Below are 14175 nucleotides of genomic sequence, written 5' to 3'. Positions count from 1 at the left end.
GCTTATTAAAATACAACAATGATCCAGGCAAAATGTTGCCCTTGCCGCTGCTGTATTTTCCTGTTTCTGCACCCTGGGAGCTAAGTATCCTTTTAACTAAAAAAGTATTTTTTTAAGTATCGTTTAAAGTCGGGCCAGCGTATATGTTAATGTATGTTAAAACGTGTTAATGTATGTTAAAACAGCCTTGTTACAGGTAATATGCATCACCATGTTGAGTTAATTTTGACGCAATGACATACTTCTTACTTAATCTATTTATAATTTATTAACTATTAACACATGAACAAAACCTTGACCAAAGCAATTTCATTTGCCGCGTCGCTATTGGCTATTATTTTAGTTGTTACCGGGTGCAATAAAGGCACAACAACCACACCCGGCTCTATCCCCGTTTTAACCACAACCGATGTAACTATTGATGCTGCCGGTACAATGGCACATAGTGGTGGCATTATTACTGCAACGCTTACTGATGGCTTAACGGCTTACGGTGTATGCTGGAGCAGTACCAATCAAAGCCCAAGCATAGCCGACTCCAAATCTACAGACACGGTTAATCAATTGAGCTTTGCCAGTAAAATAACTGGCTTAAGCCCCAAAACCACTTATTATTTAAGAGCTTACGCTACCAGTGCCGCGGGCACAGGTTATGGCAACATGATACAGTTTACCACCAATACCGATCTGTCGGCAGCAGTTGGTACTGTGAGCACACTGGCAGGCAACGCTTCTTCAGGTTTTATAAATGGTACGGGTACTGGTGCATTTTTTGACGGCCCGCAGGGATTAACCGTAGATGCAAGCGGCAATATTTATGTTGCCGACTCCTTTAATAGTGCTATAAGGAAAGTTACTCCCGCAGGTGTTGTAACCACATTATCGGGCAGCGGAAACATAGGCTATTTGGATGGCCCTATCGCCAGTGCCCAGTTTTATGCCCCTCAAAGTTTGGCGGCTGATGCCGCGGGTAATATTTACGTAGCCGATATGGGTAATAATATGATCCGTAAAATATCAGCAAGCGGCGTGGTAAGCACGCTTGCAGGAAGCGGTGATGCCGGTTATGTCAACGGAACAGGCACGGCGGCAACCTTTAATAGTCCGCGTGGGATAGCTTTAGACGCCCAGGGGAATTTATATGTAGCCGACCAGGGGAATAACCTTATCCGCAAAGTTACCGCGGCCGGTGTAGTAACCACCGTTGCCGGTACCACAACAGCAGGCTATGTTGATAATGCTACCGCCACCAGCGCACAGTTTAACCGGCCGGATGGTATTGCATTGGATGCCCAGGGCAATATTTATGTCGCCGATCTGCTAAACTATGCTATTCGTAAAATAAGCACAGCCGGAGTAGTTACTACTTACATAGGCGGCCCTAAACAAACCGGCGTTATTGGTAACCCAGGCGCTATTACGTTTGATGCTAAAGGGAATTTCTTTATAAGCGATCAAAATGGCCGCATACTGGAAATAACCACCGGTAAGGTTTTACTTTCGATAGCTGGCAAAACAACTTCGGCAGGCTTTGCCGACGGGCAGGGAGCAAGCGCTTTATTTAGTTCGCCACAAGGCCTGGTTGCCGATGCCAGCGGAAACATCTGGGTGGCAGATAGCAATAACAACCGTATACGTAAGGTGGTACCGCCTGCCGGGATATAATTTGAACAAGGACCGGTAGACAAAGGACGAAAAGACAGAAGCATTTAAAACATGCGGTCAGACCTCTTCTGTTTATCTTTTGTCCACAGGTCCTTTTTCCATATGTGTTTATATCAGTATATCCCCTCCCTACGGGAGGGGTGTGCTGAATTGTGAAGTGGCGGGGAAGGGTTTACACAAGTAGTTTAAGCCCATCATGTTCTCAAAACCCCTACCTCCCCTTCCCCAGGTAAGGAATCGCACTGCCCAAGGCTTTATTTTTTATTCATGCCAACACTTATCATCCTTTGTCTTTTATCCTTCCATCCTTTGTCCCAAAGATCTATCCAAATAATAAGCCAAACACTTCTTCAATGCTGCTTACAATTTTTATGTCGATATCGTAGCGTGACAGGTCCATACGTTTTTTGTCCTGGCCGCCCGATGGCAGGTTATATTTTGAAATAAAGATCTGGTTAAAGCCTAATTTTTGTGCTTCGGCAATGCGCTGCTCCACACGGTTCACTGCCCTGATCTCGCCCGACAGACCTATCTCACCTGCGAAACAGGTTTTAAAAGGCACCGGCATATCCTCATGCGATGAGATGATGGCAGCAGCCAACCCCAGGTCAATAGCCGGGTCTTCTACCCTTATGCCACCGGTTATATTTAAAAATACATCCTTTGCAGCCAGCCTAAAGCCACAACGTTTTTCGAGGACGGCCAGCAGCATGCTCATGCGTTTGGTATCAAAACCAGTCGCGGTACGCTGCGGTGTGCCGTAAGCCGATGTACTTACCAGTGCCTGTGTTTCTATCAGCATGGGGCGCAGTCCCTCTAAAGTTGCAGAAATGGTGATCCCACTTAAAGGCTCATCGCGTTGCGATAACAAGATCTCAGAAGGATTAGATACCTCCCTTAATCCCTCGCCCAGCATTTCGTAAATGCCCAGTTCAGATGCCGAGCCGAAGCGGTTTTTAACCGTGCGTAATATGCGGTATACATGGTGCCTGTCGCCCTCAAACTGCAAAACGGTATCAACCATGTGTTCCAGTATTTTGGGGCCGGCTATCATGCCGTCTTTGGTAATGTGCCCTATCAGGAACACCGGTGTAGAAGTTTCCTTGGCAAAGCGCAGCATTTCGGCCGTACATTCACGCACCTGCGATACACTGCCCGGCGTTGATTCAATATGCGACGAATGCAGGGTTTGTATCGAGTCGATCACTACCAAATCAGGCTCCAGTGCTTCTATCTGTTTAAAAATATTCTGAGTTGAGGTTTCACAAAGCACATAAGAGCCCCCCCCGCCCCCTGAAGGGGGAGCTAATAGCTCAATAATAGATTCAGAAACTCCCCCTTCAGGGGGCGGGGGGAGCGTCGTTAGTCTTTCGGCCCTCATCTTGATCTGCCTTTCGCTTTCCTCGCCCGATACATATAGGACTTTCAGATTGGGCATGTTAAGGGCCAGCTGCAGCATCAGGGTTGATTTACCTATCCCCGGTTCTCCGCCAATAAGTACGAGTGAGCCGGCTACAATACCACCACCCAAAACCCGGTTAAACTCCTTATCGGGGGTTAACATGCGATGTTCTTCACTAAAAGTGATATCGGCAACCTGTACCGGTTTATTGGCGCGCTGTTGGGTATTGGAGGTAACTTTCCAGGTGGGTACCGCGGCATTGTTCCCTTTATCAATGATCTCCTCAACAAAAGTGTTCCAGGCCTGGCATGAAGGGCACTTGCCCAACCACTTTGCCGACTCAAAGCCACAGCTTTGACAAAAGTACGCGATCTTTGATTTAGCCATTATTACTTAGATGTGCAGATTTACTCTGTTGAGGGTTCCGCTGTTTTTAGATGTGCAAATATGCAGATTTAATTGGAAATGCGTTATTGTTTTACTAATTTAATTAGCAATAAAGAGCCCTACATTCTATTCAAGCTTAAATTCTTGTGCGTATCTTTAAAGTAAGCGTGGACGCTTACCTCAGGACATTATTCAAGCGAAAGACGCTTGAATAGGCTGGCAGGCGGAACTTCCGGATCGACTTATTCTTTGTCGCATTTACCCCCTTTAATTGTCATTTCCAAAACCGGCTTTATTAAGCTTTATGCATAATTTTGGTTTATACCGTAAGCAAAAAAAATTGACGTGTATTTTCAAATTATTGGCCAAATGAAAACAACATATGATAAAACAACAAGAGATGAATTGATTTACAGGATCAATACACTTGATGAAAACAGCACTGCTCAATGGGGCAAAATGAATATTTACCAGATGCTGAAACATTGTACCCTGTATGAAGAAATGATGTTAGGTAAACAAAAGTATAAATGGGCGTTTGTTGGCCGTTTGTTTGGCAGAATGGCTTTACCAGCTTTTGTAAAAGATGAAACTCCTATAAGGCGAAATGTACCTACACTTACCGAACTTAAAGTAAAAGAAAACAGCGGCAATATTGCATGCGAAAGAAAGAGGTGGACTGCCTTACTTGAAGAATACGCACATCTTTCAAACCATGAGATTGTACACGCCTTTTTTGGAAAACTAACAAAAGAGCAAATTGGGTATTTAGTTTATAAGCATACAGATCATCATCTTCGACAATTTAATGGTTAATAAAGGCTGTCATGCTGAACCTGTCGAAGCATGGTGGGCTGGCCTCTACGCGCAATCCTTCGACAAGCCCAGGATGACAGGCCTCACTTAACACCTGAGTCTATGGGTGCTTAATATCCTTATAAATTAAAAATGTGCAGATGCTAATTAAAACATCTGCACATCCGAAATCTGCATATCTGCACATTTAATTCCTTACAGCTTTATTTCCTCATCTTTTGATGAAAAGAAATGGAACTCGGTGATCTGGTAAGCAGGATTGCTTTTAACCTTGATCCACTGGCCATATTTAACAAACCACTTCATTTGGCGGTTATAAATACCTTTTTTAATGTAAGCTTCAATATATGGGTGCACAACCAGGGTAATGCCCTTTTCATTTTGCTCATCCAAAATATAATTGAAGTTGTTCTCAATATCATCCAGCAGCAAAATAGTTGGCCTAATGGTACCGGTACCATTACAGGTTGGGCACACTTCGCTGGTAACAATATTCATTTCGGGCCTTACACGCTGGCGTGTAATTTGCACCAAACCAAATTTACTTGGCGGTAAAATGGTATGCTTGGCCCTGTCGTACAGCATTTCTGCTCGTAAATAATCAAACAGTTCCTTACGGTTCTGCGGTTTGTGCATATCAATAAAATCAATAACCACAATGCCGCCCATATCGCGCAGGCGCAACTGCCGGGCAATTTCTTTAGCCGCCTCCTTATTTACCTGGTAAGCGTTCTCTTCCTGGTTTTCTTTACTGGCTGTACGGTTACCGCTGTTAACGTCAATAACGTGTAATGCCTCAGTATGTTCAATAACCAGGTAAGCGCCGCCGGCAAGGTTCACTGTTTTACCAAAAGCGCCCTTAATCTGTTTATCGATCCCAAAATGTTCAAATATAGGCTCCTTATGCTTATGCATACGCACTATACTCTCCATATCGGGCGATATTTCATGGATGTACGAACGAATTTCTTCGAACATACTATTATCATTTACGTAAATATGCTGAAAATCGGGGTTCAATATATCCCTAAGGATAGTTGATGTGCGCCCAATTTCGCCCAAAACCTTTTTTGAAGGTTCAACAGACGGCAGTTTGGTAATAAATAACTCCCATTTTGATATCAGATCAAGCAGGTCTTTTTGTAACTCTTCAACCCCTTTACCTTCAGATACTGTACGGATAATAACGCCAAAATGCTTTGGCTTAATACTTTCAACAACCTTCCGTAAACGATTTCGCTCTGTATTGCTCTTTATTTTTTTGGAAATAGAGATAGCTTCCGAAAATGGTACTAATACCACATACCGGCCAGCTATTGAAAGATCAGAGCTTAAGCGTGGTCCTTTGGTTGATATAGGTTCCTTAGCTATTTGTACCGGAATAAGCTGGTTTTTTGATAATATCTCAGAGATCTTTCCTCCCTTATTAATATCACCTTCCAGCTTAAGGCCATCCAAAAGCTTCGATTGGTATCCCCCGCTACGTACTTGTTTGGTTAATTTAAGCAGGCTTTGTACCTGCGGACCAAGGTCAAGATAATGCAAAAAGGCATCCTTCTCGTAGCCAACGTCTACAAAGGCTGCATTTAAACTGGGCATAATTTTCTTTATGCGCCCAAGGTAAATATCACCAACAGTATAATTGTTGCTGATCTGCTCTTTATGAAGCTCTACAAGTTGTTTGTCCTGTAATAATGCAATAGTAGCCCCATTTGGGGATGAATCGATAATTAATTCTTTTATCAACTGCTACTCCATTTCTTAAAACGGTAAAAACCGCATGTTAATAAGTGGGTAAAAAACACTATTAAAGTTACCTGCCCGTAAAAAAAGCAGGTAAGCTGCTTTAAAAAAAGCAGCTTATTTCTTTTTATGTCTGTTTTTTCTTAAACGCTTTTTGCGTTTGTGGGTAGCCATTTTGTGTCTTTTACGTTTTTTACCGCTCGGCATAATAATAATTTTAAAATGTGATTAATTTAATTCTTTAATTCCTTGATATATTCATCAATTCGCTGCCCAAATACAGGATCGGGCATCATTTCTTTACATTTTTGGTAAGCGTCAATAGCTTCCTTTTTCATGCCCAGTTGCTTGTAACTTTCGGCCAAATAAAACGTTGGCTCCAATTCCTGTTTCTGCGCAATTAATGTTTTAAACCGGCCTACTGCTTTTTCGTACTGGCCCGATTTCATGGCGAACATACCCAGATTAAGGTTTGCGTTCCAGTTGTTCGGTTCCTTTTTAACTACTTCAAGCAGTAAGGCAATACCTTGCATAGGGCTGGCGCCGCCATTTACATAAGCAACGCCTAATCCTGTTTTACCCTCAAGGCTTTCAGGCTTTAATTTCAGGGCACTTTGAAACGCTTCCACCGCATTTGTTACAAATGCGGGCTGCGTTAGGGTGTCTTGCGTAAGTTTGTAAGCATCATTAAAACGATTACCTGCATTTAACCAATCTTCCAGCTTATTTTCTTTACGGGCCAAAGCCTGGTAATAAAATGCTGCCGGAGCCGGCTGGTTAACATCATCCCACTGGCTAGCCAATTGCTTTTGCAATTTTTGCCCGTCAGCGCCTGATGCGTTTTTTAATTGCCCTTCAAGGTCATTTATCTTAGCTGTTAAGGCCGCCCCAATTGCGGCTTTAGCAGGTGCAGATACCATATCAACCGTTACAGCAGTTGCCGCCTTGCGGTTTGCTGACATCACGTTTGTTTTATCGGTTTTTGCCTCTTTGGGTTTTATTAAACCTTTAACAGGTAAAGAATACAAATAGCCCATGATAGCAATAACTACTACACCTACAACTATTTGTTTCTTATTCATGCTTATAAATTATTTACTTGTTTTGTTACCGGTTTTAACTTTTTCAACAAAAGTTTTAGCTGGTTTAAAGCTCGGTACAAAATGCTCTGGAATAATGATGGCAGTATTTTTTGAAATATTGCGTGCTGTCTTTTTCGCTCTTTTCTTTACAACAAAACTTCCGAATCCTCTAACGTAAACGTTCTCGCCGCCAACCATTGAGCTTTTAACTACTTTAAAAAATGCCTCAACTGTTTCCTGCACGTCTACTTTCTCTATACCTGTCTTAGATGAGATTTCAGTTATAATTTCTGCCTTAGTCATATCTGATTTACTTTTATTTAATATATAAATACTTAACTGTTTTGGGGTTGCAAAAGTATCGCTTTATAATTTAAGAGCGAAATATTTGTATGTTTTTTTTTATTCAATATGTAAAACGTACATTATCGTTACATATTATGGGCTAAAGCAGTGAATTAGAGACAAAAATCGAGCGCAGGAAATCAAGATATATGATGCAAAAAACAAAGGATAAAACAGGATAAAAAATAAGGGGTTAAAGGACAAAAATATAAGAGTAAATGGCAGTTCCTTTGTTATTTCATCCTTTATCTTTCGTCTAAAAATCTTTTATCCCTTCTTGATTCGCATTACTACTTTTACATCAATGAATTTTACTGACGAACTGGTACAATGGTACCTTAAAAATAAACGCGACCTGCCCTGGCGCAACACTACCGATGCTTATGTGATATGGCTGTCTGAAATTATTTTGCAGCAAACACGCGTAGAGCAGGGACTGCCCTATTTTTATCGTTTTGTTGAACGGTACCCTGATGTAAGCAGCTTTGCTGCAGCCCATGAAGACGAAGTGCTTAAACTATGGCAGGGGCTGGGTTATTACTCGCGGGGGCGCAATATGCTTAAAACAGCACGCCTGGTTCAGGAACAACACCAGGGTAAATTCCCTGAAAGCTATGACGCACTTATTAAACTAAAAGGTATAGGCGAATATACTGCCGCGGCTATAGCATCATTTTCGGCAAATGAGGCCAAAGCTGTTGTAGACGGAAATGTTTACCGGGTACTCGCCCGTTATTTTGGCATTTACGAACCCATTAACTCCACCAGCGGTAAAAAAACGTTTCAAGCATTAGCAAATGATTTGCTTAATGAACAAACACCGGCTTTACATAACCAGGCCATGATGGAATTTGGCGCCATGCTCTGCAAACCTAAAAATCCGGCCTGCGGTATTTGCCCGGTACGTACCGGTTGCGCAGCTTTTTTAAATAATGCCGTCACTGCTTTACCTGTTAAATTAAAGACCCTGAAAGTGCGCGAACGCTTTTTAAATTACTTTTTAATAACCGATGGCGATAATATATTAATGAATAAAAGGGGCGATAAAGACATATGGGCCAATATGTATGACCTGCCAATGGTTGAAACTTCCTCCCTGTTACCACTTAATGAACTTATTGATTTGCCACAGGTACGGGAAATTTTTGATGCTGAAATTAAATTAAACGGAGACATTATCCCGGTGCAAAAACACATCCTTACCCACCAGCGCCTGTACATAAGGCTTATAAAAACAGCATCAAAACCGGTTAAATTAGAAATAAACTGGTTTTATACTACAGTTGAAAACCTGCATAATTTAGCCCTTCCAAGAGCTATTATTATATTATTAAAAAATAATTTTAATTTATAAATAACTTTTCGTTAATTTAGAGCATGTCTGGAATAAATAAAGTAATACTTGTAGGGCATTTGGGCAAGGATCCTGAGGTGCGAAGTTTAGAAGGAGGGGTGTCAGTGACCAGTTTCCCGTTAGCTACTTCTGAAACTTATAATAAAGATGGTCGTAAGGTTGAACAAACCGAGTGGCACAATATTGTAATGTGGCGCGGGCTGGCAGATATGGCAGCCAAATATTTACAAAAAGGAAAACTGGTTTATATTGAAGGTAAACTGCGCACCCGATCATTTGAAGATAAGGAAGGCGTAAAAAAGTACACTACCGAGGTAGTGGCCGAAAACTTTACCATATTGGGTCGTAAAAGTGATTTTGATAATGACACACGTTCAATTACAAAGCATGAAGATCCAATTAGCTATTCAAACGGAACAAATGAAAATGAAAATAACGCCTATTGATATAAAATTTTACTAAACCAAATCATAATGAAATGCCTGGGGTGAGTACCCTGGGCATTTTGCTGTAACACATTTACTCTATTGCTTATAGTAATAAAAAGGAGGTATGTAAACCGTAGCGCAAAGCTCATTAGGTCCACAGATATAGGTGAGGGAAAATTTATTTCCTTCAGCATTTAATAATATAGTGTAATCAATGCTTTTTAGTCCGGTACTAACAACCAGATCGGTAACCGGGCCATACGTGTGATCCTTATTTATATAACTTACAATATCGTAAAGGTTCAATTGCTTATCTTTCAGCTGATATTTCCCAACTTCTTTCGCGATTATTCCGAGATTTTTTTTGGTAACAGAATCGGTACCTGTTTGAGTATGTTCATAAGTATGATCGGCTTTAAATTCGTAAAGCGACATTTGTTCTGATTTAGGAATAGCGGCCAGCCATTTGCCTGTTAAATCCCCCTTGCCCGAAGAATCTTTCTTACAAGCAGAAAAAGTTAAAAATAAAATGCCAGACAAAAGGCCCAAAGTTGAGATAAGGTTAAGTGATCTTTTCATACCAATCATTACGCATAACTATATGATTGTGATACACTTGAAAATAAAAAACTCCCTGTATTATCGACTATCTAATCAGCAATACAGGGAGTTAATTTTATTGAGAACCTTTACTTATCTGCCACCCGGCGGACAGTGCTCTTTTAAATACCTGGTGAACAGGGTTCTCAAATGCAAAGAAGTCCCCTCGCCTTCTGAAATGCTATGTGTACGGTTAGGGTACGACATCAGATCGAACTGGCGGTTGTATTTTACCAGCTCATTGATCAACTCTTCGGCATTTTTATAATGTACGTTATCGTCGCCTGTACCATGTATGTACAACAGGTTACCACGCAGGTTTTTAGCGTACGTAACCGGCGAACCTTTTATAAATGCAGCGCGGCCCTCATCATCAATAGGCACCCCCATATAACGCTCCTGGTAAATATTATCATAGGTAAGCTGATCGCCTACGGCTGCTACGGCTATCCCCGTTTTATAAATATCGGGGTACTGGAACATCAGATTTAATGTTGACGAGCCACCGCCGCTCCAGCCATGAACCGCTATGCGGGTGGAGTCAACAAATGGCCATTTCAATATTTCTTTAACAGCCATAGCCTGGTCGCGGATGTTGATAAGGCCTATGTTTTTATAGATAGCTTTACGCCAGGCGGTACCTTTTGGTGCCGGTGCGCCACGCCCTTCTACTGACATATAGATATAACCATCATCGGCCATACTGCCTACGTATAAGCCATTACGGCCAGCTCCCCAGGTATCGGTAACTGTTTGCCCCGCAGGTTCGCCATAAACCGTAAACACAACCGGGTATTTTTTATTCGGATCAAAATTGGTGGGCTTCTTCATCCAGCCATCCATTTCAATGCCATCAACGGTTTTTACTTTAAAAAACTCCGTTTTATTTTTGGCATCCTTGTTCAAAACCACAACTGTGCCGCCAATATGCTTATGCTCAGGCAGGCTCACTACTTCGCTTACCGGCGGGGTATAACTGTTGGAGAAGTTATGTAGCGCCACCTTGCCATTTGGCGAAATATCATAGCCATGAGTTCCGGGTTCATCAGCCGGCGAAACGCGCTCAGGCTTTGTTCCGCCGGTAATTTTTATGCGGTATAAATACTTTTGGGTAGCATTATCGGGCGAAGCCATAAAATAAATATAGCCTGATGCATCGTCAATTAAATTTATACTGATCACATCATAATCACCTTTGGTTACCAGGGTTTCTTTACCCTCGCGACTTATACGATAGATGTGCTTCCAGCCGTCCTTTTCGCTTACCCATAAAAAGTCCTTGCCTTTGTTTATCCATTCCCATCCGGTTGGGTCGCCCCCGTTCCAGCGTTCTTTTCCATCAATCCAGGCATTGCTTTTTTCCTCACGGATAACGCGGGCAGTACCGTTTGATATATTGCCTATAAACACCCGGCTCTCGGTTTGCGCCCGGTTCAGTTGCTCCAGGATGATCTCGTTCGAGTTTAATGTCCACTCCATCCTCGGTATATAATGTTGTACAGCATCGCCCGGCGTATTTATCCAGTTTGTTTTACCTGTGCTGATATCAACAACCCCTACCTTGCATGAGCTTGGATTTTCGCCGGCAACCGGGTACTCCACAGGTACTACATAAGGGTAAATAGAGTCGGTAGTGTTCAGCATCAGGTAGCTTTTTATTTTGCGGGCATCTATTTGCCAGTAAGCAATTGATTTACTGTCAGGTGACCAGCGGAAACCATCGCGGCAGCCAAATTCTTCTTCGTAGGCCCAGTCGAAAGTGCCATTGATCAGCCTGGTACTGCCATCTGTGGTTAATTGTTTAACTGATCCATCAGCCAAATCCTCTGCATAAATATTGTGCCCGCTCACATAGGCCGCGCTTTTTCCATCGGGCGATAATTTTGCAAACATAAGCGACGATGCCGGCAGGTTTTTACCCAACTGCCATAGCTTTTTAGTATTGGTATCATACACCCAGTAATCGCCGCGGGTATCATAACGCCATACTTTTTTTGTATTGGTATTGATGAGCACTTTCTGTCCATCGGCCGATACCGTAAATCTTTTAATGCCTATAGGTGTTTGTCCTTGTGGGGTAAGCATTTCTTTACTTATCCATAAGGTTTTTTTACTGGTATCGCGGGTGTCCAGTATCCTGATGCCGCCATCGGTAATTTTGTAATACTGGTAGCCATCGGCCGTCCAATGCGTTGGTGCCCGCTGTGCTTTTGCCGTATATACTCCCAAAATGAGCAATACAGTTGTAAGGAATAATGATCCCGAACGTAAAAATTTCATATACAATGTGTTTTAATTAGATTGCGGCGTTATTTTACAATTGTGTAAAGCCGCTGTAAATTTTGCATTAAATTAGCACATTCAAAGAGTGTAACATCTGTGTAATGAAAAAAATACTTCTACTTTTTACTGTTTGCATTTCATTTATCACTGTAACCCAAGCCCAACGTGCCGACCGCACCAAATTTATAAGAGACAGTTTGGACCTTTATATAAGCAGGGCGCTTACCAACTGGCGTGTACCTGGTATTGCAGTTTGTATTGTAAAGGATAATAAAATAGTGCTGGTGAAAGGTTATGGCATTAAAGAGCTTGGGCTTACCAATTATGTTGATGTAAATACATTATTTATGATTGGCAGTAATACCAAGGCTTTTACAGCCACTGCTTTAGCCATGCTGCAGGCCAATAATAAGCTATCGCTTGATGATAAGGTAACCAAATATATTCCAGAGTTTAAACTGGAGAATAAATATGCCGGACAGGAAGCCATGGTACGCGACCTGCTTTGCCATCGCCTGGGCTTACAAACCTTTCAGGGCGATTTTACCTTTTATAACACCAACCTTACCCGAGCTGATATAATTAAAAAACTTGGGGAAATTAAAGCGCCTTACCCCTTCCGCACCAAATGGGGTTATACCAATGCCGCGTTTTTAACGGCTGGCGAGATCATTCCCCGCGTAACAGGTAAACCCTGGGAAATATATTTAAAAGAAGCCATTTTTGCCCCGCTGGGTATGACCAATACCCTGGCACTAAGTAAAAACCTGCCAAAATCACTGAACCGCACTGTACCCCATACCTTAACCGATGGCCGGCTTACAGCTATCCCTTATTGCCAGATTGACGGACTTGCGCCTGCCGGGGCTATCAGCTCATCGGCAAGCGATATGGGTAAATGGGTGCTGGCTTTATTAAATAATGGCAAGGTGGGTAACAGACAGGTTATACCACAGGCCGCCATACAAGCCACCCGTGAACCACAGGATATTGTTGGAAGTCAATATCATCTTAACGGCGAAAATAATTTTGAACTGTACGGGCTTGGCTGGTTTATACAGGACTACTCAAACCATAGGCTCATTATGCATGACGGGGGTGTAAACGGTTACCTGTCATCAGTAACCCTATCGCCACAGGATAATCTGGGTATCATTATTTTAACCAATACTGATCAAAATCGGCTATATGAGGCTCTTCGCTGGGAAATTTTAGACGCATACTTTGGCCGTGGCTATCGCAATTACAGCGATGCTTATCTGAAAATTTATAAAACCCAGGCCGCTACCGCACAACAAGCCGAACGGAAATTGCGTGATACTGTATTGCTAAACTTAAAACCTATGTTGCCCGCAATTGCTTACGCCGGCAAATACTCCAACAGCCTGTATGGCAGCATGACTATTACACAGGGCGAAAATAACGACCTGGAAATGCGTTTTGAACACCACCCCACCATGTTTGCCAAATTGCAACCATTAGGGGGCAACCGTTTTTACGTCACTTTTTCTGATGCTACACTGGGCAAGGCGGTTTTTCCGTTCACGGTACAAAATGGCAAAGTAACCGGTGTAAAGGTTAAAGTTGCCGACTTTGTAGAATACAATGCTTATGAGTTTAAGAAAGAGTAGCGAGGAAAGCTAAAGGCTGAAGGCTAAAAGTTTTCAAAAGAGAACATCAAAAAGCTTTTAGCCTTCGGCTTTGGGCTTTAAGCCTTAAAACTTAAGATTAGCTTTAAGCCATTCCTGTACATCCTGTTGTACAGTAATTTCTGCCGGCAATTTATCGTGTATCAGTTTTTCCATTTTGTTGCCGGTGTTGGCAAAACGGTAATCCCAAAGTATCATCAATTTATTGATCAGGTAAACTACCTCATTACCCTCATCCTTAGTAAAAGGAGTAGTATCGGGCTTACCGTTTACACGCGGGTCGTTTTGGTTATATACGCTCCATTTGTAATCGGAGTAATGCAAGTTTCTTCTTGAAAAAAGGATCATGAGTTCATTAATTTCTTTAAAGGTACGTATAATTAACATGGAATTAGTTTACAAGGGGTTTTACTGCGTTAGG

At 42.1% G+C, this 14175-nt stretch carries 12 protein-coding genes; 5 read left to right on the top strand and 7 right to left on the bottom strand.

Annotated elements, in window-relative coordinates:
* Positions 1–282: 282 nt before the first annotated feature.
* Positions 283–1665 carry an SMP-30/gluconolactonase/LRE family protein gene (locus tag M2273_RS21600; protein WP_429399849.1) on the top strand — a complete coding sequence of 461 codons (1383 nt, stop codon included), beginning with the start codon at positions 283–285 and terminating at the stop codon, positions 1663–1665.
* 322 nt (positions 1666–1987) lie between these two features.
* Here the strand turns inward: M2273_RS21600 and radA are convergent, their stop codons facing one another.
* On the bottom strand, positions 1988–3454 hold the full coding sequence (radA, locus tag M2273_RS21595) for a DNA repair protein RadA (RefSeq protein ID WP_429399848.1): 1467 nt from the start codon (positions 3452–3454) through the stop codon (positions 1988–1990).
* Between the two features lie 369 nt (positions 3455–3823).
* Between radA and M2273_RS21590 the strand changes: the two genes are divergently transcribed.
* Positions 3824–4270: a DUF1569 domain-containing protein gene (locus M2273_RS21590; protein WP_429399847.1), complete on the top strand. Its 447-nt coding sequence runs from the start codon at positions 3824–3826 to the stop codon at positions 4268–4270.
* Positions 4271–4465: 195 nt separating this feature from the next.
* On the opposite strand, the gene M2273_RS21585 is transcribed toward M2273_RS21590, so the two are convergent.
* The 3 genes from M2273_RS21585 to M2273_RS21575 all read right to left on the bottom strand — a co-directional run bounded on the left by M2273_RS21585 (position 4466) and on the right by M2273_RS21575 (position 7428).
* Positions 4466–6016, bottom strand: coding sequence for an Rne/Rng family ribonuclease (locus tag M2273_RS21585; RefSeq protein WP_429399846.1), 1551 nt, complete (start codon positions 6014–6016; stop codon positions 4466–4468).
* Positions 6017–6246: 230 nt separating this feature from the next.
* Positions 6247–7095, bottom strand: coding sequence for a tetratricopeptide repeat protein (locus tag M2273_RS21580; protein WP_429399845.1), 849 nt, complete (start codon positions 7093–7095; stop codon positions 6247–6249).
* A gap of 9 nt (positions 7096–7104) precedes the next feature.
* Positions 7105–7428: an HU family DNA-binding protein gene (locus tag M2273_RS21575; RefSeq protein ID WP_429399879.1), complete on the bottom strand. Its 324-nt coding sequence runs from the start codon at positions 7426–7428 to the stop codon at positions 7105–7107.
* A 316-nt stretch (positions 7429–7744) separates the two neighbouring features.
* Between M2273_RS21575 and mutY the strand changes: the two genes are divergently transcribed.
* Complete coding sequence (mutY, locus tag M2273_RS21570) at positions 7745–8794, top strand: A/G-specific adenine glycosylase (RefSeq protein WP_429399844.1); 1050 nt, start codon at positions 7745–7747, stop codon at positions 8792–8794.
* A gap of 23 nt (positions 8795–8817) precedes the next feature.
* A complete protein-coding gene (locus M2273_RS21565) occupies positions 8818–9240 on the top strand; it encodes a single-stranded DNA-binding protein (protein ID WP_429399843.1) in 423 nt (140 codons plus the stop codon).
* A 78-nt stretch (positions 9241–9318) separates the two neighbouring features.
* Here the strand turns inward: M2273_RS21565 and M2273_RS21560 are convergent, their stop codons facing one another.
* A complete protein-coding gene (locus tag M2273_RS21560; protein WP_429399842.1) occupies positions 9319–9801 on the bottom strand; it encodes a hypothetical protein in 483 nt (160 codons plus the stop codon).
* A 114-nt stretch (positions 9802–9915) separates the two neighbouring features.
* Entirely contained in the window at positions 9916–12102 is a 2187-nt protein-coding gene (locus M2273_RS21555; protein WP_429399841.1) for a S9 family peptidase, read from the bottom strand.
* Positions 12103–12206: 104 nt separating this feature from the next.
* Between M2273_RS21555 and M2273_RS21550 the strand changes: the two genes are divergently transcribed.
* Positions 12207–13736, top strand: a complete 1530-nt coding sequence (locus tag M2273_RS21550) for a serine hydrolase (RefSeq protein ID WP_429399840.1) — start codon at positions 12207–12209, stop codon at positions 13734–13736.
* A gap of 84 nt (positions 13737–13820) precedes the next feature.
* Here the strand turns inward: M2273_RS21550 and M2273_RS21545 are convergent, their stop codons facing one another.
* The gene (locus tag M2273_RS21545) at positions 13821–14141 is read right to left on the bottom strand and encodes a hypothetical protein (RefSeq protein ID WP_429399839.1); all 321 of its coding nucleotides are present in this window, start codon (positions 14139–14141) and stop codon (positions 13821–13823) included.
* Positions 14142–14175 lie beyond the last annotated feature (34 nt).

It is taken from the genome of Mucilaginibacter lappiensis, from assembly GCF_050433765.1.
GTDB lineage: Bacteria > Bacteroidota > Bacteroidia > Sphingobacteriales > Sphingobacteriaceae > Mucilaginibacter > Mucilaginibacter lappiensis_A.
The sequence above is the reverse complement of the archived record's forward strand: the minus strand, read 5'-3'. Positions and strand labels throughout refer to the sequence as shown.

Excerpts from the sequence above, each read along its gene's own strand:
- M2273_RS21600 (WP_429399849.1), top strand. The coding sequence starts at position 283 with ATGAACAAAACCTTGACCAAAGCAATTTCATTTGCCGCGTCGCTATTG.
- radA (WP_429399848.1), bottom strand. The coding sequence starts at position 3,454 with ATGGCTAAATCAAAGATCGCGTACTTTTGTCAAAGCTGTGGCTTTGAG.
- M2273_RS21590 (WP_429399847.1), top strand. The coding sequence starts at position 3,824 with ATGAAAACAACATATGATAAAACAACAAGAGATGAATTGATTTACAGG.
- M2273_RS21580 (WP_429399845.1), bottom strand. The coding sequence starts at position 7,095 with ATGAATAAGAAACAAATAGTTGTAGGTGTAGTAGTTATTGCTATCATG.
- mutY (WP_429399844.1), top strand. The coding sequence starts at position 7,745 with ATGAATTTTACTGACGAACTGGTACAATGGTACCTTAAAAATAAACGC.
- M2273_RS21565 (WP_429399843.1), top strand. The coding sequence starts at position 8,818 with ATGTCTGGAATAAATAAAGTAATACTTGTAGGGCATTTGGGCAAGGAT.
- M2273_RS21560 (WP_429399842.1), bottom strand. The coding sequence starts at position 9,801 with ATGAAAAGATCACTTAACCTTATCTCAACTTTGGGCCTTTTGTCTGGC.
- M2273_RS21555 (WP_429399841.1), bottom strand. The coding sequence starts at position 12,102 with ATGAAATTTTTACGTTCGGGATCATTATTCCTTACAACTGTATTGCTC.
- M2273_RS21550 (WP_429399840.1), top strand. The coding sequence starts at position 12,207 with ATGAAAAAAATACTTCTACTTTTTACTGTTTGCATTTCATTTATCACT.
- M2273_RS21545 (WP_429399839.1), bottom strand. The coding sequence starts at position 14,141 with ATGTTAATTATACGTACCTTTAAAGAAATTAATGAACTCATGATCCTT.